The following is a 23,852-nucleotide window of genomic DNA, read 5'->3' on the forward strand; positions in this document are numbered from 1 at the left end:
CGATTTAATGAGAAATCATCATTAGTTAAATTCTTTTTATTTTCTATCTTAGTGTAAATGTGTTAAAAAGACGATAGGAGCATTACACTTATGAGGAGGAGTTCTACGATGGAACAACAACCATTAACATTAACGGCGGCGACAACTCGTGCGCAAGAATTAAGAAAACAACTCAATCAATATTCCCATGAATATTATGTCAAAGATCAACCATCCGTAGAAGATTATGTTTACGATCGTTTGTATAAAGAGTTAGTCGATATTGAAACGGAGTTTCCTGATTTAATCACGCCAGATTCGCCGACACAACGTGTAGGTGGCAAAGTTTTATCTGGTTTTGAAAAAGCTCCGCATGACATTCCGATGTATAGTTTAAATGATGGGTTTAGTAAGGAAGACATTTTTGCTTTTGATGAACGTGTTCGTAAGGCGATTGGTAAACCCGTTGCTTACTGTTGCGAGTTGAAAATTGATGGGTTAGCAATTTCATTACGTTATGAAAACGGGGTGTTTGTACGCGGAGCAACACGAGGCGATGGAACGGTTGGTGAAAACATTACAGAGAACTTACGAACGGTTCGCTCTGTACCGATGCGCTTAACGGAGCCCATTTCAGTGGAAGTTCGTGGCGAGTGCTACATGCCTAAACAATCCTTTGTCGCGTTGAATGAAGAACGTGAAGAAAATGGTCAAGATATTTTTGCCAATCCTCGGAATGCAGCGGCGGGAAGCTTGCGCCAATTAGATACAAAAATTGTGGCGAAACGGAACTTAAATACGTTTTTATACACAGTTGCTGACTTTGGACCAATGAAAGCGAAGACGCAGTTTGCGGCATTAGAAGAGCTTTCTGCAATTGGTTTTAGAACCAATCCCGAACGGCAATTATGTCAGTCAATTGATGAAGTTTGGGCCTACATTGAAGAATACCATGAAAAGCGGAGCACTTTGCCATACGAAATCGATGGAATTGTGATTAAAGTGAACGAATTTGCGTTGCAAGATGAATTAGGTTTCACTGTCAAAGCACCTCGCTGGGCGATTGCCTACAAATTTCCACCAGAAGAAGCAGAGACAGTAGTGGAAGATATTGAATGGACAATTGGGCGCACGGGGGTAGTCACTCCTACTGCGGTCATGGCTCCTGTACGAGTCGCGGGAACCACGGTTAGTCGGGCAAGTTTGCATAATGCAGATTTTATTCAAATGAAAGATATCCGTTTAAATGATCATGTTATTATTTACAAAGCCGGCGATATTATCCCAGAAGTAGCGCAAGTCCTAGTTGAAAAACGTGCAGCCGATAGTCAGCCTTATGAAATGCCGACACATTGTCCAATTTGTCATAGTGAGTTGGTGCATTTAGATGAGGAAGTGGCGTTACGTTGTATTAATCCAAAATGCCCTGCGCAAATTAAAGAAGGGCTGAATCACTTTGTCTCACGAAACGCAATGAACATTGATGGCTTGGGGCCACGAGTGTTAGCACAAATGTATGACAAAGGATTAGTGAAAGACGTAGCGGATCTGTATTTCTTAACAGAAGAACAATTAATGACTTTGGATAAAATCAAAGAAAAATCAGCAAACAACATTTATACTGCCATTCAAGGGAGTAAAGAAAACTCTGTCGAACGTTTGATTTTTGGCTTAGGGATTCGCCATGTGGGTGCGAAAGCGGCGAAAATTTTAGCGGAGCATTTTGGTGATTTACCAACCTTAAGTCGTGCAACTGCGGAAGAAATTGTGGCTTTGGATTCAATTGGCGAAACAATCGCAGACAGCGTTGTGACGTATTTTGAAAATGAGGAAGTTCATGAATTAATGGCTGAACTGGAAAAAGCCCAAGTGAACTTGACATATAAAGGTCTCCGGACAGAGCAATTAGCAGAAGTGGAGTCACCTTTCAAAGACAAAACAGTTGTTTTAACAGGAAAATTAACGCAGTACACTCGCGAAGAAGCCAAAGAAAAAATTGAAAATCTTGGTGGAAAAGTTACAGGGAGTGTTTCGAAAAAAACTGACATTGTGGTTGCTGGCGAAGATGCAGGCAGTAAATTAACCAAAGCTGAAAGCTTAGGCGTGACCGTTTGGAATGAACAAGAAATGGTCGATGCGTTAGATGCAAGTCATTTTTAAGAAGAAAAATTAACGTTGTCAGATTTTATGTAGTAATTTGATGGTATGCTTATTTTAGTCATAAAAGTTATATGAACGAGGACTTTCTGAGTTGAGAAAGGAGGTTGATGCTTATGCGCAATTCTTCTTACCTTAATGAAAGGAGCAATATTTTTGTCCGTTGAAGCAGCGCTAGGACTGATGATTGGTTTTGCAATACTTGTTGTGACCATTATCTTCGGTATCTTAGCGCTTGTCTTAGACAACAAAAATAACCGTTCATAAGCTTTGAGGAGCTGAACGGTTAAGCGTTTGAAATAAAACCAATAACTCAGTAAGCCGCTAGTTCTTATAACTAGTAGTGGCTACTAGAGAGGTATGTTCCTGCATATCTCTCTTTTCATTTTCATAATAACATATTTCCGTCATTTTTGCGAGCGACAAATTATCAATGAAATTCAAGGTTTCATCTAAAATATCCGACCATTTTATGGTAGAATAGGAACAGAGTGAACAGCTGTGCTAAGCTGTTTAAAGAAATACAATCCAATTGATTAATCTGAAAATGAAAATTTCAGTAAATGATAGAAAGAAGGGTATCTATGGCAATTACAGAAGAACAAGTCAAACATGTCGCTAAATTATCAAAATTATCTTTCTCCGAAGAAGAATTAGCGGACTTTACCAATCAACTAGATAAAATTATTGATATGGTGGAATTACTAGAAGAAGTAGATACAACCGGGGTTCCTTTTACTTCAAATGTGAATGAATCAATCAATGTTATGCGTGAAGACGTAGCGACACCAGGAATGGACCGTAAAGAATTAATGCGGAATGTTCCAGAATCAGAGAATGGTTACATTAAAGTGCCTGCAATTATGGATAACGGGGAGGCAGGAGCCTAATGGAAAAATTATACGACAAATCGTTAACAGAGTTACATGATTTATTGGTCTCAAAAGAAATCACTGCAGTTGATTTAACCGAAGAAACATTAAATCGTATTCAAGATACAGAAGAACAACTAGGTTCTTTTATCACAGTTAGTGAAGAAAAAGCAATGGCATTAGCCAAAGCGATTGACTTAAAAGGCATCACTGAAAGTAATCCTTTAGCAGGAATTCCAATTGGGATTAAAGACAACATTGTCACAAAAGATATTTTAACAACAGCTGGCTCAAAAATGTTACACAATTTTGACCCAATTTATGATGCGACCGTGATGGATAAAGTCTATCAAGCAGATATGATTCCAGTCGGAAAATTGAACATGGATGAATTTGCCATGGGCGGAAGTACGGAAACGTCTTACTTCAAGAAAACAAAAAATGCTTGGGATCAAACGAAAGTCCCTGGTGGTTCTTCAGGTGGTTCAGCTTCAGCTGTTGCAGCTGGTCAAGTACCAGTTTCTCTAGGAACTGATACAGGTGGTAGTATCCGTCAACCAGCAGCTTTTAACGGTATTGTGGGCTTAAAACCAACTTATGGACGTGTGTCTCGTTTTGGTTTGATTGCTTTTGCTTCAAGTTTAGACCAAATTGGTCCATTGACACGAAATGTTAAAGACAATGCCTTAGCTTTAAATGCAATTAGTGGTTATGACGAAAAAGACGGCACTTCTGCAGGCGTTTCTGTTCCTGATTTTACGTCAGATTTAACTGGCGACATCAAAGGCATGAAAATTGCTTTGCCAAAAGAATACTTAGGTGAAGGGGTACAATCGGATGTTCGCGAAGCGATATTAAAAGCTGCAGAAACGTTTAAAGCTTTAGGCGCAACAGTAGAAGAAGTTAGCTTGCCACATTCTAAATATGGGATTGCCGCTTATTATATTATTGCCTCTTCAGAAGCAAGTTCAAACTTACAACGCTTTGATGGCATTCGTTATGGTTACCGTTCCGAAAATGTCCAAAATCTAGAAGACGTCTATGTTAATTCGCGTTCTGAAGGCTTTGGTACTGAAGTCAAACGTCGGATTATGTTAGGAACATTCTCTTTAAGTGCTGGTTATTATGATGCGCACTTCAAAAAAGCAGGACAAGTCCGCACATTAATCAAACAAGACTTTGATAACGTCTTTGCGGATTATGACTTAATTATTGGTCCTTCCACACCAACGGTTGCTTTTGGTTTGGGTGAAAATATCAATGATCCAATCACGATGTATATGTATGATATTTTAACAGTTCCTGTCAACTTAGCTGGGTTACCAGGTATGTCAATTCCAGCAGGATTCTCAGAAGGCTTGCCAGTTGGTTTACAAATTATCGGGAAACATTTTGACGAACATACAATGTACAAAGCAGCGTACGCCTTTGAACAAGCGACAGATTTCCATACGAAAAAACCAGTCATTTTAGGGGGGAACGATTAATGAACTTTGAAACTGTCATTGGATTAGAAGTCCACGTAGAATTAAAAACCAACTCTAAAATTTTCTCCTCTGCGCCAGCGCATTTCGGAGCAGAACCAAATAGCAACACAAATGTAGTTGACTGGAGTTACCCAGGTGTTTTACCTGTGATGAATAAAGGTGCTTTAGAATTTGGGATGAAAGCAGCTCTTGCTTTGAACTGTGAAATTTCAAAAGAAACACATTTTGACCGTAAAAACTATTTTTACCCAGATAATCCTAAAGCGTATCAAATTTCTCAATTTGATCAACCAATCGGACATGATGGTTGGATTGAAATTGAAGTCGAAGGCAAAAAGAAAAAAATTCGCATTGAACGTGTGCATTTAGAAGAAGATGCTGGGAAAAATATTCACGGCACAGATGGCTATTCTTATGTAGACTTGAATCGTCAAGGCACGCCTTTAATTGAAATCGTTTCTGAAGCAGACATGCGTTCACCAGAAGAAGCGTATGCTTATTTAGAAGCGTTGCGTTCAATTATCCAATTTACAGAAGTTTCTGATGTGAAAATGGAAGAAGGTTCTATGCGTTGTGATGCCAATATTTCTTTACGTCCGTATGGTCAAGAAGAATTTGGTACTAAAGCGGAATTAAAGAACTTGAACTCTATGAACTTTGTAAAAAAAGGTTTAGCTTATGAAGAAAAACGCCAAGCCAAAGTCCTATTATCTGGTGGCGAAATTCAACAAGAAACACGCCGCTTTGATGAAGCAACTAGTACAACGTTGCTTATGCGTGTTAAAGAAGGCTCAAGTGACTATCGTTACTTCCCAGAGCCAGATGTTCCTCGTTTTTCAATTGATGATGAATGGATTGAAAAAGTTCGCGCTAGTTTGCCAGAAATGCCAGCCTCACGTCGTGCCCGTTATATCAGTGAATTAGGTTTACCTGAATACGACGCAATGGTCTTGACTTTAACGAAAGAAATGTCAGATTTCTTTGAAGCAACTTTAGCAAACGGTGCAGATGCGAAACAAGCATCAAACTGGTTAATGGGCGAAGTTTCTGCTTACTTAAACAGTGAAAAAGTTGAATTAGCCGATACTAAACTAACACCAGAAAATCTAGCGGGTATGATTACTTTGATTAACGATGGCACAATCAGTTCGAAAATTGCGAAGAAAGTGTTCAAAGAGTTAATTGAAAACGGTGGAGATGCTAAAGAAGTTGTCGAAGCAAAAGGCCTTGTTCAATTATCTGATCCAGCGCAATTATTACCAATGATTAACGAAGTATTAGACAACAACCAACAATCAATTGATGACTTTAAAAACGGCAAAGACCGTGCAGTTGGTTTCCTTGTTGGACAAATTATGAAAGCAACTCGTGGACAAGCAAACCCAGGTGTGGTTAACAAGTTATTGCAAGAAGAGCTTTCAAAACGATAAGAAAGTAGCAGGCAAACCATGAAAAAAGCTAGAGTGATTTATAATCCAACGTCAGGAAAAGAGTTAATCAAAAAGAACTTAGCCGATATTTTATCTATTTTAGAAGAATGTGGTTATGAAGCCAGTGCATTTGCGACCACACCAGAAGAAAATTCAGCACGCAATGAAGCACATCGTGCTGCGCGTGCAGGATTTGATTTACTAGTAGCAGCAGGTGGAGATGGGACCATTAATGAAGTCGTGAATGGGATTGCTCCGTTGAAGCGGCGCCCTAAAATGGCCATTATTCCCGCTGGAACGACGAATGACTATGCACGGGCCTTGAAGATTCCTCGTGATAATATCGTTAAGGCAGCAGAAGTGATTAAAAAAAATCAAACTGTCAAAATGGATATTGGCCAAGCCGGCAAAAATTACTTTATCAATATTGCGGCGGGTGGTCATTTAACGGAACTGACTTATGAAGTTCCATCAGAGTTGAAAAGTATTTTTGGTTACTTAGCGTACTTAGCCAAAGGAGCCGAAATGTTGCCGCGAGTGAAGCCGATTAAAATGCGCATGACATATGATGAAGGTGTATACGAAGGCAACGCATCAATGTTTTTCCTAGGGCTGACTAACTCGGTGGGTGGCTTCGAGCAAATCGTACCAGATGCTAAATTAGATGATGGTAAGTTTTCATTAATCATTGTAAAAACAGCCAATATTTTTGAGATTCTTCATTTAGTTGCGTTAATGTTAAATGGTGGAAAGCATGTTGAAGATCATCGACTAATCTATACAAAGACCAGCTATTTACATGCAGAAACGTTAGAAAAGAACAATAAAATGATGATTAATTTAGATGGTGAATATGGAGGCGATGCTCCAATGACCTTTAAAAATATGCATCAACACATTGAAATTTTTGCAAATGGTGATGCACTGCCGTCCAATGCAATTATGGGTTCTGTCTTAACTGGTAGCGATGAGATTGTCGTAGAGTCAGAAGACGAAGAGGAAGAAGCATATAACGAAGCCAGCAAAGAATTTGTCAAAGAAGTTGAACGACTAACAGACGAAGATATTGATGGCGATGGAAAGATTGCCGAAAAAGAAAAGCACTAGGTAGTCCGTGAATAGCTAATGAAAGATTTAGTTGATAAGATCTTTCATTGGCTATTTTTTGACTAAGGGAAAGGGTCTCATTCTTTTATTTACCTAAAAAGCTCAAACGGAATTGCTAAATCGCCATGAAAATTCGTTGTTGCTTTTCTTAGGGATTTTCATTAGAATGAGTGAAGTGTATAAAAAGAAGGAGCGACTTATGAAAAATTATCCAGTAAAGAAAAATGACGTCATTGAAGTAGAAATCATTGACTTGACGCATGAAGGTTTAGGCGTGGCAAAAGTGGACCATTATCCATTGTTTATTGAAAATGCCTTACCAGGTGAAAAACTTGAAATCAAAGTCTTAAAAACAGGCAAAAGTTTTGGTTATGGGAAAGTATTGACTGTCCTAAAAAGCAGTGAACAGCGTGTTCCCGTGAAAGATGAAAACTTTACAAAAGTCGGGATCAGTCCGTTGCAACATTTAGCGTACGGCGCCCAACTATCATTTAAAACACAACAAGTCGAAAATGTTATGCAACGTGTTGCTAAATTACCAGAAGTCCCTGTTTTACCAACAATTGGGATGAATGATCCGTGGCATTATCGGAACAAAGCACAAATTCCCGTGCGTAAAATTGACAACCAACTACAAACAGGTTTTTTCCGGAAAAATAGCCATGATTTAATTCCGATGGAACATTTCTATATTCAAGACCCAGAAATTGATGCAGCAATTGTTAAAATCCGTGACATTATGCGTAAATATAGCGTAAAACCTTATAACGAATCTGATAATACAGGTAACTTACGCCATATTGTCGTTCGTCGTGGCTACCATACTGGGGAGATGATGGTTGTTCTAATTACGAGAACACCGAAATTATTCCCAATTAGTAAAATTGTGCCAGATATTTTGGAAGCTATTCCGGAAGTAGTCAGCATTGTACAAAATGTAAATCCAAAACGAACCAATGTCATTTTTGGCGATGAAACCATCTTATTACATGGGTCTGAAAAAATTACAGATACTATTTTTGATTTGAAATTTGAAATTTCCGCGCGTTCATTTTATCAAGTAAATCCACAACAAACAGAAGTGATGTATCAAAAAGTTAAAGAGTATGCGGCTTTAACAGGCAATGAAATTGTGGTGGATGCCTATTGTGGGATTGGGACGATTGGCTTAACTTTAGCCCAAGATGCAAAGCAAGTTTACGGTATTGAAGTAATTGAAGAAGCGGTCAAAGATGCAGAAAATAATGCTAAATTAAACAACATTGAGAATGCCACTTTCACGGCTGGTTTAGCAGAAGAATTATTGCCAAAATTAGTTGAAAATGGCTTGCAACCAGATGTTGTGGTGGTGGATCCACCACGGAAAGGGTTAGACGGTCAATTAGTAAACACATTAATTGAAACGCAACCTGAACGAATTGTTTATGTCAGCTGTAATCCAGCCACACTCGCTCGCGACATTGCATTATTAACAGAAGGCGGCTATGAAGCAAAAGAAATTCAACCAGTGGATAATTTCCCACAAACGACCCACATTGAATCTGTCACGTTATTAACAAAGGCGGTGGATTAAATGAATGAAAAAGAAAAAATGTTAGAATTAATTAAAAAGAAACAAGGTGGTGGCCGTTCTAAAAAAATGGAAACTCCCAAAAATGATCGTAAAAACATGCGCAAAGGGCCTAAAATTTTTAATAAATAAGCGGTTATCAGTAAAAAGTTGTCTCCCATTAATGAAATGGGGGGCAACTTTTTTGTTAAAGCATTCCTAGCCAAACAAATAAGTTGTTATTTTGCTAGTAAATCTGTTATTTTAGACAAAAGACAAGGAGGGCTATTCAGTGGAATATGTAACAACATTAGAAGAATTAGAAGAAAAAATTACAGACAATCGTCTACAAGCCGTCTTTTTGACAGCAAAAAATTGTAGTGTTTGTACAGTTGATAAACCGATTGTCGAAAAAATTGCAACAAAATATGAATTTCCTACATACATTGCAGAAGCTGATAAAAGTCCAGAAATAATTGGACAATTAAATGCTTTTTCTGCACCGACCATTATCTTATACTATGAAGGAAAAGAAATTCATCGCCAAGCTAAAATTATTAACTTTCAAGAAATTGAAAAGCGAGTTCGACAAGTACAAGAAAATAGTTAATCAAAAAGGAAGCCACCGATCACGGAGAGGCTTCCTTTTTGATTATCTCGCTAAATGTTCAGTTTGTTGTTGAGAAAAAAGTTGATAACTGACAAAAACTTCTGCTCTTTTGTTTACTTCTAATTTAACGAAAATATTGTGGATATGTGTTTTTACTGTCCCGATTGATAGGAATAGTTCGTTGGCTATATCTTGATTTGTTTTGCACTCTAAAAGTAACGAAAGCACTTCTCGTTCTCGCTGCGTTAATTGATAGGCATCACAAAAAGGCGCCAAAAGTACGGGTTCATCTGATTGATTTTCTTCCAATTTAGTAGCTTCTTTTTCAAGAGTCGACAGAGGAAAATCACGATTACAGAAGTAGATAATGGCGATGGAGAGAATGATTGTATAAATATCTTCAGAAACGTTTCGGTTGTTAATTTTAAAGACAATATCAGAATATTGGTCAATGTTAAAAATAACGAAGGTATCTTCCAGAAGAATCGCCACACCGAAACCAATGCTTAGCCAACCAATAAAACGAAGATATTTTTTCGCAAGGGCTGATAAAGGATCTGTTCGTAATTGATAGAGCGCATAGAAACCAAGGTAAATTAAAAATAACTGATTGGGTAAATAGTACAACCAAACTTTTAAGGCGGAATTTTGTGAAAATGGAATAGCTAGCATCCATAAACCAATTAAAAATAACCAGACAAATTGATAATTTTTAAAAGGACGACCACTAATAGTATTGATAATAGCCAGATAGGCAAAATTACAACAAATAAAAATGATGGTCTTTAAAAAAGGTGCGGTCATAAAGATCTGATTATATTCGGTTGCAAACGAATTAATGAACTCAGTCATATAAACAATCACATTGTCACAAATAAAAATAACCATTAAAAAGAGAAGCAATAAAAAAATCGGTTGTTTATTTTTCAAGTAAAGATTTAAGGTGAAGGTTGAAGTAAACGAATATAAAATAATCAACAAGATGTTATAAATAAAAACAAATGTCACGATTGGAAACCCCTTTCATCTTTTATTTTAAGTGAATGATTTTTCAAAATAATTATACCATTTTCAAATCTATGATTGGTCAGAAATTAGAGAGAAATCCGCCTAAACTTTTATAAACCCCTGGTGTACCAACGGTTTATAACCATAAATAAACTTTTTTTAATGAAAAATCACGCCAAAAAAGAAAGCGTTTTCTAACTTTTGGCGGATAGTAAACTCTTCGCTAAACTTGGTAAAGTCAATGTGTAAACAAAAACAACTTTTAGGAGGAACACATCATGAAAAGAGATTACGTTACAACAGAAACATATACGAAAGAGGAAATGCACTACTTAGTCGATTTATCATTAAAAATTAAAGAAGCGATTAAAAATGGGTATTATCCGCAACTGTTAAAAAACAAATCTTTAGGAATGATTTTCCAACAATCTTCAACTCGAACACGAGTATCTTTTGAAACTGCAATGGAACAATTAGGTGGACATGGCGAATATTTAGCACCTGGTCAAATTCAATTAGGGGGACATGAAACGATTGAAGATACCAGCCGCGTATTGTCACGTTTAGTAGATATTTTGATGGCTCGTGTGGAACGTCACCATAGTATTGTTGATTTAGCTAATTGTGCTACTATCCCAGTCATTAACGGTATGTCTGATTACAATCATCCAACCCAAGAATTAGGTGATTTGTGTACCATGGTTGAGCATTTACCAGAAGGCAAAAAATTAGAAGATTGTAAAGTTGTCTTTGTCGGAGATGCGACACAAGTTTGTTTTTCTTTAGGATTAATCACAACAAAAATGGGCATGAATTTTGTTCACTTCGGTCCAGAAGGCTTCCAATTAAATGAAGAGCATCAAGCGAAATTAGCAAAAAATTGTGAAGTTTCAGGCGGTAGCTTTTTGGTCACAGATGATGCAAGTTCTGTTGAAGGCGCTGATTTCTTGTACACGGATGTTTGGTATGGCTTGTACGAAGCGGAATTATCTGAAGAAGAACGTATGAAGGTTTTCTATCCAAAATATCAAGTGAATCAAGAAATGATGGATCGGGCAGGTGCCAATTGTAAATTCATGCACTGTTTACCAGCAACACGTGGAGAAGAAGTAACTGATGAAGTGATTGACGGTAAAAATTCTATTTGTTTCGATGAAGCAGAAAACCGTTTAACATCTATTCGTGGCTTATTAGTATATCTTATGAATGATTATGAAGCAAAAAATCCTTATGATTTAATCAAGCAAGCAGAAGCGAAAAAAGAACTAGAAGTTTTCTTAGACACTCAAAGCATTTAACGGCCAACTGTCCACTGATTGAAAAAATGAATCAGTGGACAGTTTATAAAGAGAGGAAGAGTCTTCATGGAGGGGAAAAAGAAATTTAGTTTAACGAGTGCCATTTTATCAGTGATCTGTGTGGTTTTCGTTGCTGAAGCAGCGGCGCCTGTTGCTGCAATTGGTAATTCTCAGTTTTTTTGGTGGATTTTCTTATTAATTGCATTCCTATTGCCATATGGGTTAATTTCATCAGAATTAGGAACAACTTATATTGGTGAAGGGGGCATCTATGATTGGGTGACCAAAGCATATGGTCATCGTTGGGGTGCCAGAGTTTCTTGGTATTATTGGATTAATTATCCATTGTGGCTAGCTTCATTAGCCGTTATGACGCCAGAACTGTTAACGACAATTACAGGTATTAAGTTTTCAACACCGATGATGATTATTGTTGAATTAATTTTTACTTGGATTGTGGTTTGGATTAGTTTTTATCCAGTTAGCGACAGTATCTGGATTCTAAATGGAGCTGCGGTAATCAAGATGGTTTTAGCGGTCTTAATTGGTGGGTTAGGATTGTATGTAGCCTTGACGAAAGGTGTTGCCAATGAATTTACCTTGAAATCGATGCTACCAACGTTTGACTTAAGGAGTTTATCTTTTATTTCTGTAATCATTTTTAATTTGTTAGGGTTTGAAGTCATCTGTACGTTTGCAGATGATATGGAAAATCCTAAGAAGCAGATTCCACAAGCTATTATAGCAGCGGGGTTAGTCATTGCGGCCATTTATATTTTTTCAGCCTTTGGAATTGGGGTAGCGATTCCCACCGATCAAATTAGTACCGGCAGTGGTATGATGGATAGCTTTAAACTATTGACAGGATCGACAGAAGGTTGGTTCATTATGTTGATGGCTTTCCTCTTCCTTCTTACGTTGTTCGGCAACATGATTTCTTGGTCATTAGGAGTCAATAATACAGCTTGTTATGCTGCTGAAAATGGTGACATGCCTAAATTTTTTGAAAAACGTAGTAAGAAAAATGACATGCCAATTGGGGCTGCTTTGATGAATGGCATTGTGGCATCGGTGGTCATTGTATTAGCACCAATTTTACCTAATCAAGATTTATTCTGGGCCTTTTTCTCCTTGAATGTCGTCCTATTCTTGTTATCGTATATCCCAGTTTTCCCAGCTTTTTATAAGCTTAGAAAAATTGATCCCGATACACCACGTCCGTTTAAAGTTAACGGAAAACCAGGATTTTTAAAAGTTTTAGTGGTTTTACCAATGATTATGATTATTATTTCACTGATTTTCACAGCAGTACCTTTAGATTTTAGTCCCGCAGCATTAAATGAAAAATTACCAATTACAATTGGGGTAATCATTTTTATTCTGTTTGGTGAAGTAATTATTTACGTGAAAAAAATTAAGAAGGGAACGAAAGAAAATGGCTAAACGAATTGTAGGAAGTACCCCTAAACAAGATGGCTTTAGAATGCCAGGAGAATTTGAACCACAAGAGAAAGTTTGGATGATTTGGCCAGAAAGACCGGATAATTGGCGTGATGGTGGTAAACCTGTCCAAGAAGCTTTTACTAATGTGGCCAAAGCAATTAGTCAGTTTACACCGATGAATGTGGTGGTTTCTCAACAACAATTTCAAAATTGCCGTCGCCAATTGCCGCAAGAAATTACGGTTTACGAAATGTCAAACAATGATGCCTGGGTCCGTGATTGTGGACCATCATTTGTCATTAACGACCATGGAGAAATCCGTGGTGTGGATTGGACATTCAATGCTTGGGGGGGATTAGTAGATGGTTTATATTTCCCTTGGGACCAAGACGATTTGGTTGCACAAAAAATTTGTGAAATTGAGCATGTAGATTCTTATCGAACAGATGATTTTGTTTTAGAAGGCGGTTCATTCCACGTAGATGGACAAGGAACAGTCTTGACTACAGAAATGTGCTTATTAAGTGAAGGTCGAAATCCACAACTTTCAAAAGAAGCAATTGAACAAAAATTATGCGACTATTTAAATGTTGAAAAAGTTCTTTGGCTAGGTGATGGAATTGACCCAGAAGAAACCAATGGTCACGTGGATGATGTAGCTTGTTTTATTGCACCTGGTGAAGTGGCTTGTATTTACACCGAAGATCAAAATAGCCCATTTTATGAAGCGGCACAAGATGCGTATCAACGTTTGCTTAAAATGACTGATGCTAAAGGACGCCAATTAAAAGTCCACAAATTATGCTGTCCTGTCAAAAATGTAACCATTCAAGGCTCCTTCAAAATTGATTTCGTGGAAGGAACCATGCCACGAGAAGACGGCGATATTTGTATCGCATCCTATATGAACTTTTTAATTACAAATGATGGTGTGATTGTGCCACAGTATGGTGATGAAAATGATCGTTTGGCTTTAGAGCAAGTTCAAACGATGTTCCCAGATAAAAAAATTGTCGGCGTTAATACGGTAGAAGTTGTTTATGGGGGCGGCAATATTCACTGTATCACACAACAAGAACCAAAGCGCTAGGAGGGAAACAGATGTCAAAAATAGTGATTGCATTAGGTGGAAATGCGTTAGGAAATTCTTCGAAAGAACAATTGGCAAAAGCACAAACCGCTGCAAAATCCATTGTTGATTTAATTGAACAAGGCCATCAAGTGGTGATTGCTCATGGCAACGGGCCACAAGTTGGCAAAATTCGCTTAGCTTTTGAGGAAACGAGTCAATCTCCAGAAGATGTCGTGCCGTTTCCTGAATGCACAGCAATGAGCCAAGGCTATATTGGCTATCATTTACAACAAGCAATTGATGAAGAACTAGTAGCCAGAAATTTAGGGGAACAACCAGTTGTTACGTTAATTACACAAGTCGTGGTGGATCCAAAAGACCCAGCGTTTACAAAACCAACAAAACCAATTGGTGGTTATTATGACGAAGAAACAGCCAAACAGTTGATGGCGGAAACTGGGAACGTCTATCAAGAAGATGCGGGTCGAGGCTGGCGACGGGTAGTTCCTTCACCAAAACCAATTGATATTTACGAAAAAGTTAGCTTGCGAACACTTGTTGATGCAGGACAAATCGTAATTGCTTGTGGTGGTGGCGGGGTTCCTATTGCCTATGATGGTCCAGTCTATCATGGTGTAGATGCAGTCATTGATAAAGACTTTGCGGCAGCAAAAATGGCTGAACTCATTGAAGCAGATGTTTTTGTGGTATTAACTGCAGTGGAACATGTTTTTGTTAACTTTGGTCAAGCAAATCAACAAGCTTTGACCGATGTTACGGTTACGGCAATGCAACAATATATAGAAGAAAATCAATTTGCGCCAGGTAGTATGTTACCTAAGGTGGAAGCGGCCATCAGTTTTGCAGAAAGTAAACCAAACCGCCAGGCGATTATCGGGCTTTTAGAATTAGCTTCGGAAGCAATCAAAGGAGAAAGTGGTACACGAATTACACAATAAATTCTCAGTATTTAACTTTCACAAAAGTCTAAAACAAACGCATTTAGCGGGCTATCTTAATCGTTAGAGAGTAGGACATCGGTCGTTTTGACGGATGTCCTACTCTCTATTTTGTTTTTTTAACGAACAAAACTGTTAGTTGTCATGCAAAAATAAACATAGTAAGATAATCTTTAAATGGTATAGGAGGATAAAAATGTCTAAATTTTTAAAAGTAATCGGAATAATTGCTGTTTTGTTAGTCATAATAGGCGCTGCAGCGTATTGGTTTATACTCAAAAAGTTCACTCCTGAGGCAGAAACCCCAGCAATGTACAATCAAGAGAGAATCGTTAAAACGATTGAAGACCAATTAAAAGAAACGGATGTACAAAAAGCTCGGACCAAAGCACCGTTGATTATTGAAAAAAATATCACTGAATTACAGCAAGCGATTGCCAACGGAGCATTGACCTATGAAGAACTTACGGCGTTTTATTTGGACCGTATTTTACAGTTCGATCAAATAGATAATGGCATGAACAGCATCTCTGAAATCAATCCGCAAGCAATTAAGGAAGCAAAGGCATTTGACCAACAAGCCTCTCAAACACCGAAGAAGCCTTTGTATGGTATTCCTGTGACTTTGAAAGAAAATATAAATACGACCAACATGATTTCGAGTGCAGGAGCTTATGCCTTACGCACGTTCAAGCCTAAGGAAGATGCGGAAGTAGTTAAGAAGTTAACAGAGGCGCAAGCTTTGATTTTAGGAAAAGTAAACTTATCTGAACTAGCGAATTATATGTCAATGAAAGCACCAAGTGGCTATAGTTCCAAACATGGACAAACACTTAATCCTTATGGGCCACTCAAAATAACACCTTCAGGTTCAAGTTCTGGGAGTGCGGCTAGTGTGACGATGAATATCGGCGCCTTCTCTTTAGGCACTGAGACGATGGGATCGATTGTTTCCCCCGCTTCTCATCAATCAGTGGTTGGTTTTAAACCGACCCACAGTTCAGTAAGTGGCGAAGGTGTTTTACCATTGGCACCATCATTAGATACAGTTGGCCCGATTGCCCGAAGTGTCGTTGATGCTGCACAAGGCTATAATGCGTTTAAGAAAGACACGGTTCCGAGCATTGATTCAACGAAATTTACTAAAAATAACTTACAAGGTCAACGCATTGGGTTGCTAGAAATGCCAAGTGCTGAAGAAGAATTTGCGACTGCTAAAAAGGCCCTCCAAAAAGCTGGAGCAGAAGTGATTCCGGTAACGCCAGACATGGAAGGGATTGATGGCGGGGCAGTTATTTCCAATGAATTTAAGTTTGCATTGGAAGAATTTGCGAAACGTTATGACTTACCATTTAAAACACTGGAGGAACTAATTGCGTATAATCAACAAGATAAAAAGGTTCGTGCCAAGTATGGGCAAGATTTATTAGAAGCAGATGTTAAAAAGAAACAACCAGATAAAGAAGTCATTCAAGCAACCATTAAAAAAGCACAGCAAACGTTTGATGCGTTGCTAAAAAAACAACAATTAGACGGATATGCTTTTATTGATTCTGAAGGTACGGGTTTAAGTGCCGTGGCAGGATATCCTGAATTGACTGTTCCTTTGGCGAAAAACAGTGAAGGACAACCTTATGGGCTGACTTTTACACAAACTGCCAATAAAGAGCAAACGTTATTTGAGCAAGCTTACAGCTTTGAACAAAGTACCAAAGGACGGATAGTGCTTTCAGATAACGAGCTGTTGGCAAACAGTAAAAAAATAAATAGAGATGAGCAGTAAAGGGAAACTAGGGATACCGAAACATCCATATCAAACCTAATAAAGATAATCGACCTACAAATGAAAGGAAATTGTTTGTAGGTCGATTATTTAGGTGAGTCGTTTTTTTTACTTTTTTAGGCGAATGTTTTCATGTAATAAGTGGCCAGATTCGAGAAATAAGGCCGTCAATTTTTAAGCATTTCAATAAAAAGAGTGAACAATGGCTGTGTTTGAAGCATAAATATGTGCGGTTGCTTCCGCTTTCGCAACATTAATTTGGAGCGCTACCGTCGTAAAGGGTTCTGCTGTAGGAATTATTAGATGGAAACAAATCCATGACTACATAGAAGATTAAAACAAGATGAAGAAAATATTGTGGCAATAAAGGATATCAGAAAGCTTACAAAATAACTATATGTAGTGTCTTTTTATTTTTTTAATCAATATATAGTATTAAAATCTTCTTTTTATTCCGAAATCTGATTGACTTGTTTTTTAAAACGGAGTACTCTTATTGAGACGTCAACAGAGAAAAGTTTGGTTTTAGGAAGGTCGGAAATTTGTCGTGAATAAGAATTTTTTGGTGAATGATTTTAAAGGTTGGGAAACGAGAAGTTACTTGTTTTTAGCTTTGATGGTGGGGGTACAGTTGATTGCATTTGCTATCAATCCATCGAATTGGATTACGTTAGTAGGTGGTTTAGCCGGCATCATTTGTGTGAATTTAATTGCCCAAGGAAAAGTCAGCAATTACATTTTTGGGTTAATCAGTGCAGTGATTATTGGCTATTTTGGGTTAGTGACACGGGTATATGCCGAAGTTCTTTTACAAAGCTTCTATATTATTATGGACATTACAGGGCTTTATGCTTGGCTTCGGGCTAGCGAGGATGGCTCGGGTCAAGTAACCGAAGTAAAAGTTTTAAAAGGTATTCAGTGGTTGTATGCCTTTTTCACGTGGCTGCTCATTGGCGTAGCTGCATATATTTTGTTAGGTTTTGTAAATGATGCGCAACAAACATTAGATGCAATCACGTTCAGTGTTTCAGCGACAGGGATGTTATTGATGATTAAACGTTATCAATCGCAATTCGTGTTTTGGTTACTAGGAAATATTTTTTCAATTTTGTTATGGTTCCGAGCTGGAACGCACGCTGGTGGTGATTATGCGATATTTGTTATGTATTGTATGTATACTTTTAACTCAATTTTTGGTATGTTTAATTGGTTGAAGATAAAAAATAAAATGGAAAAAAATAGGTAGGGAGTTCGATGGCAGTGATTGTTTTAGCAGGTACGATTGGCGCTGGTAAATCTAGTTTAACAGCTTTAATTGCAAACCGTTTAGGTTCAGAAGCCTTTTACGAATCAGTTGATGATAATGAGGTATTACCTTTATTTTATGCGGAACCGGAAAAGTACGCATTTTTATTACAAATTTATTTTTTAAATAAACGTTTTGATAGTATTAAACAAGCATTAACGCATGAAAATAATGTATTGGATCGCTCGATTTATGAAGATTCATTACTTTTTCATTTAAATGCAGATTTAGGTCGTGCAAACGAAACAGAGGTCAAAGTGTACGATGACTTATTACAAAACATGCTCCAAGAATTGCCTTATGCTGCGCATAAAAAAAGACCTGATTTGTTAGTTCACATTCGTATTTCATTTCCCAAAATGTTAGAACGCATCAAAAAACGTGGCCGTCCTTATGAACAAATTGAGACAGATCCAACGTTGTATGATTACTATCAAATGTTGAACGAGCGTTATGATCAATGGTACGAAGACTATGATGAAAGTCCTAAAATTCAAATTGATGGCGATAAATATGATTTTGTCGAAGATCCTGAAGCGTGTCAATATGTCTTGGCGTTAATTGAGAAGAAAATTGAAGAATTAGAAAGATAAATAAAAAGAAGCAAGTCCGGACTTGCTTCTTTTTGACTTAAAATGTGGATAGATAGGCTAAAGTTGCTACTAAATAAAGGAGTGTAGTGCTAAATTATAGAATCGGATTTTAACCTTCCCCTAAGTTAAAATCGGATAATCTATCCACCGACAGTTTAAGTTTGTATAAAATAGCGGTAGCTATTATCAACGAAGTCATTCATCGGTTGACCTGACTTCTCTAGAAGTATACCATCGAAAATAACCAACAGTTGTTCAAAATTTGGACTTAGTAAGTGTAAATTTTGATTGAAAGTTTCTGTAAATCAATCATTTATTCAAAAAATAATGCTCGAAAGAAGGAAGATAAATGGGCCAAATTTGGTTTGAACGCATTCTACGTTGGCGCAAAAAAGCGCAACGATTTTTACAAGGACGTTATGCCCGGTTCGATGAATTGAATCGAACGCTGTTGCTAACAAGTGTTGTGCTGGCGCTCATCAATATTTTTACTGGCTATCTTTGGGTTCGATTATTGATTTTAATCACAGTCGCCTACGTGTATTATCGCTTTTTTTCAAAACATATTCACCCGCGATTGAATGAAAATCAACGGTTTATTCTTCGAAAACAACACCTAATGCAAAAAGTTCATGCTTTTCGCAAGCGACATATGACTCAGAAAGAGTATCGTTATTTTAAATGTCCAAAATGTCAGCAGTCATTACGTGCGCCGAAAGGACGAGGAACAATCAAAGTCACTTGTTCAAACTGCCAAAATCAATTTATCAAAAAAGTCTGACCTTCTGTGTTTTTTGGTCTAGGCAACTTTCGGACTTGTGGTATACTTGAGAAAAGAAACCATTGGATATTCTAAAAGGGGAATATCTTGTTAAAAAAGGAGAGAAAAACAATGGAAATTAAACGCCAACAAGAAATTGTTGAAGCGTATCATTATGATATGCGAGTACCTGATTCAGAAGTAGAGACAGATTTACGTGTTAGTTTTTCACCAATTGAAGTAGAAGAAGAAAATTATCCAGAAAATAGCTCAGCACTTGTTGCTCGCTTAGAATTTCGAATTGTCTTTGACGAATTTGTTTTATCAGGGGCGATTAGTCAAATTAATCACATTATTGATCGTAAAATTGAAAAACAAGAAGATATTTCGCAAGAAGAAGTCGATGAACTTGTACGTCCTTTATTTAGCATCGTCGAACGTTTATCTTATGAAGTAACTGAAATTGCTCTGGATCGTCCAGGTGTCCAATTGAATTTTCAACAATCAGAAGAAGCTTAAACTTTAAAAACAGCGTTTGTAACGGATTCCGTTACAAACGCTGTTTTTATTCCTGTGAAGGTTTAGCAACCAAAGCCTTTTTAAACTGTTCATAATTTTTTGTAGCGATATCCATATAAGCAATCGGCTGTCCAACTTTGGTGATTTTTTCGGGAAGATAGGGAGCGAGCATTTCATTGTACAAAATGAACGCAGCTTCTGGTACTTCCTCTGAAAGAACATCATAACTGATAAAGTCAATTTCATAGGTTGGTTGAAAAAAGGCTTTGATGTTTTGCTGCTCTTTATTTGAAAAGAGCCAAGGACCCGCATTTGCAGGGCTTCCCACAAATAACGTCGCTCCATCACGGTTGACAGAAAGGATCCAACAAATTTTTTGCATACGCTTACACCTCCTAGAACTAAGTATACCACGTCAGCTTAAAAGAAAGAGGACAAAAAACAAATTATTTTTACAGTGACTAGTAAAACAACGCTTGGTGATAGTTTTAAACTATCGCAACGGTTATTTTCTATCAAAAAGTAAGCAAATTATCCCACTATTTGCTATAAAATAAGGTACAATAGAACTATCACTGGAAACAGTTTGCTGTTTTCAGGGTATTTACTGGAGAGTGAGTACCGGGAACCTTTACTTCCTTTGATGTACTTGTCATTAAAAACATAGGGAGGAACTAAAATGACAACATTCATCACTGTATTAGTGATCCTTGCATTTATTGCTGTGTTATTCGGTTTCTACCAAATGCAAAAGAAACATTTAAAATTCTCAACACGTGTCTTTTCAGCATTGGGCGTGGGGATTGTTTTAGGTGCAATTATTCAATTTGCTTTTGGTACAGACAGTAAAATTACTACGCAATCAATGGAATGGATCGGGATTGTAGGTAATGGTTATGTAGCGTTTCTACAAATGCTCGTAATTCCGTTAGTATTTGTATCTATCGTAGGTGCATTTACAAAAATGAAAGAATCCAATAAATTAGGAAAAATTAGCTTTAATGTGTTAGCCACCTTACTAGGAACAACAGCAGTAGCTGCCTTGGTGGGGATTGGAACAACCTTAGCGTTTGGTCTTCAAGGGGCAAAATTCACGCAAGGTGCTGCAGAAACGTCAAGAATTGCCGAGTTAGCGACGCGTCAAGATGCGATTCAAGATTTGACGATTCCCCAACAAATCGTTTCATTCATTCCTAAAAATGTCTTTGCTGACTTTGCGGGAACACGACCAATGAGTACCATTGGGGTGGTAATCTTTGCTGCGTTTGTTGGTGTCGCTTATTTAGGCGTTCGTCGTAAAGCGCCAAAAGAAGCTGAATTTTTTGCAAATTTAATTGATAGTTTATATAAAATTACCATGCGAATTGTTACCTTAGTTTTACGCTTGACCCCTTATGGCGTGTTAGCGTTAATGATTAATGTTGTAGCAACAAGTGATTTTGTTGCGATTATTAACTTAGGTAAATTTGTGTTGGCATCGTATGTGGCCTTAATCATTGTTTTTGCCATTCACATGTTGATTTTAATTACTTTAAAAGTCAATCCAGTTACGTATCTAAAAAAAGTTTTTCCAGTCTTGAGCTTTGCTTTTACTTCTCGTTCAAGTGCAGGAGCTTTACCATTAAATATTGAAACACAAACCAAAGCATTAGGTGTCGATGATGCCACAGCAAACTTTGCTGGTAGTTTCGGTTTATCTATTGGACAAAATGGTTGTGCCGGCGTTTATCCAGCTATGTTAGCAACCATCGTTGCACCAACTGTTGGAATTGATGTCTTTAGTTTACAATTTATTTTAATGTTAGTAGCAGTTGTCACAATCAGTTCATTTGGCGTAGCCGGTGTCGGCGGCGGAGCAACCTTTGCTTCTCTGATTGTTTTAGGCGCAATGAACTTGCCAGTTGCAATTGTTGGTTTAGTAATTTCGGTTGAACCACTTATTGACATGGCGCGGACAGCTGTTAACGTTAACGATAGTATGGTTGCAGGTGTGTTAACAAGTGCTCGTATTCATGAGTTAGATCGTGATGTCTTAAATGATCGCGACGTTGTCTTAGATGCAAATATCTAAATCAATAAAACGAAAAGTGTTTGAGCAATGTCTTGCTCAAACACTTTTTTTTGATTTTAAGCGAAAGTGCAGTAATTATTTAAAAGAACGTATATAATAAGTTGTTAACTAAATTCAAAAGGACGTGAAGGAATGTTTTCAAACCAAGTAAAGATTATGTTATATGTGAATAATGTTGAGGAATCTAGTCAATTTTGGCAAACGTTTGGCTTTGTTGAAAAGGAAAGAGAGGAAGTTGACGGCACATTGGTGGTAGAAATTGCGCCAAGTGAATCAGCAGAAGCGATTATTGTTTTATATGATTTGGCCTTTATTCAAAAACATTCACCAGAAGTGGCGGGGAATACCCCTTCTTTAATGTTTGCTAGCGATGATATCATTGGTCTCTATAAAAAAATGCAAGAGGCTAGCGTTACTGTCGGTGAAATGGTTCAATTGCCAACAGGCTTAGTTTTTAATTTTGCAGATAACGATGATAATTACTTTGCTGTGATGGGGCAAGAAAGTAAATAAAAAACAGCTTGGCACTGGAATCTAGATTGATTCTGGTGCCAAGCTGTTTTTTATAAAAGTTGAAAGTTTTATAAATTTTACTAAAATCTGTAATTTTCATGAAAATATAGCGTATGATAATGCTGTTAATAGAATAGGCGGAGGTAAGCGGTATGCGTAAACGACATGCAAAGAAAAGACATGGAGGAGTGAATTGGCTTTTTATAGTATGTTTGTTGGTGGTGATTGGTGGTAGTGGTTATTTAATAAAAACGTTCTTTTTCACTAGAGATTCACAAGTTAGTCAAGAATCGAAAGTGGTCTTGGAAGAAGATCGCCGAAGTGATAATTATGCGAATTTAACGAAAGAAATAGTTGCACCAGATAGTGGCGAACTTGATCAAAAAATTCAAGAAACAAATTATATTGGTTCGGCTTTGATCATTAAAGATGATCAGGTTTTAGTAAATAAAGGATATGGCTTTGCCAATTTTGAAAAGCAACAAGCCAACACGCCAAACACAAGGTTTCAGATTGGCTCAATTCAAAAATCTTTTACCACAACCTTGATCTTAAAAGCAATTGAAGAAGGTAAACTTACATTAGATACAAAACTCGCTACGTTTTATCCGCAAGTACAAGGTGCTGAGGACATTACGATTAGCGATATGTTGAATATGACAAGCGGTTTAAAGTTATCAGCAATGCCTAATAATATCGTTACCGATGAAGAAATTATTCAATTTGTTAAACAAAATACCATTCAAGTCAATAAAGGAAAATACAATTATTCCCCAGTAAATTTTGTCCTTTTAGCAGGAATGTTAGAGAAAATGTATCAACGTACCTATCAAGAATTATTTAATAAATTTTATCACAAAACGGCTGGTTTAAAGAATTTTGGCTTCTATGAAACCTTATTGGAACAGCCCAATAATTCAACAAGTTATAAATGGACAGAAGATAATTCATATAACCAAGTGCTCTCGATTCCTGCAGCTAGTTTTGCCCATGAATTTGGGACTGGGAATGTGGATATGACGACAGGTGATTTGTATTGGTACTTACATCAATTAATGAGTGGACATTTAGTTTCCACCGCACTTTTGCAAAAATTATGGACGTCTTCTCAGCAAAGTTCTTATCATGGCGGCATCTATGTTCATGATAATTATTTACGCTTACACGGCGTTGAAGCGGGTCAACAAGCCCTGGTTTTATTTTCAAAAGATATGAAAACCGGGGTCATATTGCTAACTAATTGTGTGAATCCAGCGAAATACAAAGAATTAATTGGTTCGTTGTTCCATGATGTAACCAATTTAACTGTTAAATTTTAAAGCAGAAGCAACAACGA

Annotated in this window: 24 protein-coding genes; 21 read left to right on the forward strand and 3 right to left on the reverse strand. The window is 37.3% G+C overall.

From position 1 onward, the window contains the following. The first annotated feature begins 108 nt into the window (after positions 1 to 108). Entirely contained in the window at positions 109 to 2,139 is a 2,031-nt protein-coding gene (gene ligA, locus IGK70_RS02330; protein ID WP_104855774.1) for an NAD-dependent DNA ligase LigA, read from the forward strand. On the opposite strand, the gene IGK70_RS02335 is transcribed toward ligA, so the two are convergent. Next, entirely contained in the window at positions 2,136 to 2,351 is a 216-nt protein-coding gene (locus IGK70_RS02335; RefSeq protein ID WP_306297608.1) for a hypothetical protein, read from the reverse strand. The genes ligA and IGK70_RS02335 overlap by 4 nt on opposite strands. Here IGK70_RS02335 and IGK70_RS02340 point away from each other — a divergent pair. From IGK70_RS02340 to IGK70_RS02375, 8 genes are all read left to right on the forward strand, one after another. Further along, on the forward strand, positions 2,317 to 2,403 hold the full coding sequence (locus tag IGK70_RS02340; RefSeq protein WP_307771762.1) for a hypothetical protein: 87 nt from the start codon (positions 2,317 to 2,319) through the stop codon (positions 2,401 to 2,403). The two genes, IGK70_RS02335 and IGK70_RS02340, sit on opposite strands and share 35 nt — an antisense overlap. Before the next feature lie 317 nt (positions 2,404 to 2,720). Further along, on the forward strand, positions 2,721 to 3,026 hold the full coding sequence (gene gatC, locus IGK70_RS02345; RefSeq protein ID WP_002355569.1) for an Asp-tRNA(Asn)/Glu-tRNA(Gln) amidotransferase subunit GatC: 306 nt from the start codon (positions 2,721 to 2,723) through the stop codon (positions 3,024 to 3,026). After that, a complete protein-coding gene (gene gatA / locus IGK70_RS02350; RefSeq protein WP_104855773.1) occupies positions 3,026 to 4,495 on the forward strand; it encodes an Asp-tRNA(Asn)/Glu-tRNA(Gln) amidotransferase subunit GatA in 1,470 nt (489 codons plus the stop codon). Before gatC ends, gatA begins: the two co-directional genes overlap by 1 nt. After that, positions 4,495 to 5,925, forward strand: coding sequence for an Asp-tRNA(Asn)/Glu-tRNA(Gln) amidotransferase subunit GatB (gene gatB / locus IGK70_RS02355; RefSeq protein ID WP_002358703.1), 1,431 nt, complete (start codon positions 4,495 to 4,497; stop codon positions 5,923 to 5,925). The genes gatA and gatB overlap by 1 nt, the downstream gene beginning before the upstream one ends. 18 nt (positions 5,926 to 5,943) lie before the next feature. Further along, positions 5,944 to 7,032: a diacylglycerol kinase gene (locus tag IGK70_RS02360; protein WP_002355572.1), complete on the forward strand. Its 1,089-nt coding sequence runs from the start codon at positions 5,944 to 5,946 to the stop codon at positions 7,030 to 7,032. Between the two features lie 199 nt (positions 7,033 to 7,231). Next, complete coding sequence (rlmD, locus tag IGK70_RS02365; protein ID WP_002355574.1) at positions 7,232 to 8,605, forward strand: 23S rRNA (uracil(1939)-C(5))-methyltransferase RlmD; 1,374 nt, start codon at positions 7,232 to 7,234, stop codon at positions 8,603 to 8,605. Next, on the forward strand, positions 8,606 to 8,734 hold the full coding sequence (locus IGK70_RS02370) for a hypothetical protein (RefSeq protein ID WP_002355577.1): 129 nt from the start codon (positions 8,606 to 8,608) through the stop codon (positions 8,732 to 8,734). A 139-nt stretch (positions 8,735 to 8,873) separates the two neighbouring features. Further along, complete coding sequence (locus tag IGK70_RS02375) at positions 8,874 to 9,191, forward strand: thioredoxin family protein (protein ID WP_002355583.1); 318 nt, start codon at positions 8,874 to 8,876, stop codon at positions 9,189 to 9,191. 42 nt (positions 9,192 to 9,233) lie between these two features. Here the strand turns inward: IGK70_RS02375 and IGK70_RS02380 are convergent, their stop codons facing one another. Further along, positions 9,234 to 10,079, reverse strand: a complete 846-nt coding sequence (locus IGK70_RS02380; RefSeq protein ID WP_104855786.1) for a helix-turn-helix domain-containing protein — start codon at positions 10,077 to 10,079, stop codon at positions 9,234 to 9,236. Positions 10,080 to 10,477: 398 nt separating this feature from the next. On the opposite strand from IGK70_RS02380, the gene ptcA reads away from it, so the two are divergent. From ptcA to IGK70_RS02425, 9 genes are all read left to right on the forward strand, one after another. Then, positions 10,478 to 11,497 (forward strand): putrescine carbamoyltransferase, encoded by a 1,020-nt coding sequence (gene ptcA / locus IGK70_RS02385; RefSeq protein ID WP_002355587.1) that lies wholly within the window; start codon positions 10,478 to 10,480, stop codon positions 11,495 to 11,497. 66 nt (positions 11,498 to 11,563) lie between these two features. Next, positions 11,564 to 12,940, forward strand: coding sequence for an APC family permease (locus tag IGK70_RS02390; protein ID WP_220421684.1), 1,377 nt, complete (start codon positions 11,564 to 11,566; stop codon positions 12,938 to 12,940). Then, a complete protein-coding gene (aguA, locus tag IGK70_RS02395; protein WP_104855771.1) occupies positions 12,933 to 14,030 on the forward strand; it encodes an agmatine deiminase in 1,098 nt (365 codons plus the stop codon). The genes IGK70_RS02390 and aguA overlap by 8 nt, the downstream gene beginning before the upstream one ends. Before the next feature lie 11 nt (positions 14,031 to 14,041). Next, the gene (gene arcC, locus IGK70_RS02400) at positions 14,042 to 14,971 is read left to right on the forward strand and encodes a carbamate kinase (protein ID WP_002363186.1); all 930 of its coding nucleotides are present in this window, start codon (positions 14,042 to 14,044) and stop codon (positions 14,969 to 14,971) included. Between the two features lie 196 nt (positions 14,972 to 15,167). Then, a complete protein-coding gene (locus tag IGK70_RS02405) occupies positions 15,168 to 16,754 on the forward strand; it encodes an amidase family protein (protein ID WP_104855770.1) in 1,587 nt (528 codons plus the stop codon). Between the two features lie 547 nt (positions 16,755 to 17,301). Further along, positions 17,302 to 18,000 (forward strand): nicotinamide riboside transporter PnuC, encoded by a 699-nt coding sequence (gene pnuC / locus IGK70_RS02410; protein ID WP_002355593.1) that lies wholly within the window; start codon positions 17,302 to 17,304, stop codon positions 17,998 to 18,000. A gap of 8 nt (positions 18,001 to 18,008) precedes the next feature. Continuing rightward, positions 18,009 to 18,653, forward strand: a complete 645-nt coding sequence (locus IGK70_RS02415; protein ID WP_002355594.1) for a deoxynucleoside kinase — start codon at positions 18,009 to 18,011, stop codon at positions 18,651 to 18,653. A 349-nt stretch (positions 18,654 to 19,002) separates the two neighbouring features. After that, positions 19,003 to 19,434: a hypothetical protein gene (locus IGK70_RS02420; RefSeq protein ID WP_104855769.1), complete on the forward strand. Its 432-nt coding sequence runs from the start codon at positions 19,003 to 19,005 to the stop codon at positions 19,432 to 19,434. A 111-nt stretch (positions 19,435 to 19,545) separates the two neighbouring features. After that, positions 19,546 to 19,932, forward strand: a complete 387-nt coding sequence (locus IGK70_RS02425) for a DUF1149 family protein (RefSeq protein ID WP_002358717.1) — start codon at positions 19,546 to 19,548, stop codon at positions 19,930 to 19,932. Positions 19,933 to 19,978: 46 nt separating this feature from the next. Here the strand turns inward: IGK70_RS02425 and IGK70_RS02430 are convergent, their stop codons facing one another. Then, positions 19,979 to 20,314, reverse strand: a complete 336-nt coding sequence (locus tag IGK70_RS02430; protein ID WP_010827167.1) for a hypothetical protein — start codon at positions 20,312 to 20,314, stop codon at positions 19,979 to 19,981. Between the two features lie 297 nt (positions 20,315 to 20,611). On the opposite strand from IGK70_RS02430, the gene IGK70_RS02435 reads away from it, so the two are divergent. The 3 genes from IGK70_RS02435 (at position 20,612) to IGK70_RS02445 (ending at position 23,835) form a co-directional block, all read left to right on the forward strand. Further along, on the forward strand, positions 20,612 to 22,003 hold the full coding sequence (locus tag IGK70_RS02435; protein ID WP_002355598.1) for an L-cystine transporter: 1,392 nt from the start codon (positions 20,612 to 20,614) through the stop codon (positions 22,001 to 22,003). A gap of 132 nt (positions 22,004 to 22,135) precedes the next feature. Then, the gene (locus IGK70_RS02440; RefSeq protein ID WP_104855872.1) at positions 22,136 to 22,516 is read left to right on the forward strand and encodes a VOC family protein; all 381 of its coding nucleotides are present in this window, start codon (positions 22,136 to 22,138) and stop codon (positions 22,514 to 22,516) included. A 152-nt stretch (positions 22,517 to 22,668) separates the two neighbouring features. Then, positions 22,669 to 23,835 (forward strand): serine hydrolase domain-containing protein, encoded by a 1,167-nt coding sequence (locus IGK70_RS02445; RefSeq protein WP_104855873.1) that lies wholly within the window; start codon positions 22,669 to 22,671, stop codon positions 23,833 to 23,835. The last annotated feature ends 17 nt before the right edge of the window (positions 23,836 to 23,852 follow it).

It is taken from the genome of Enterococcus sp. DIV0358 (assembly GCF_051713465.1).
GTDB classification, from domain to species: Bacteria; Bacillota; Bacilli; order Lactobacillales; family Enterococcaceae; genus Enterococcus; species Enterococcus faecalis.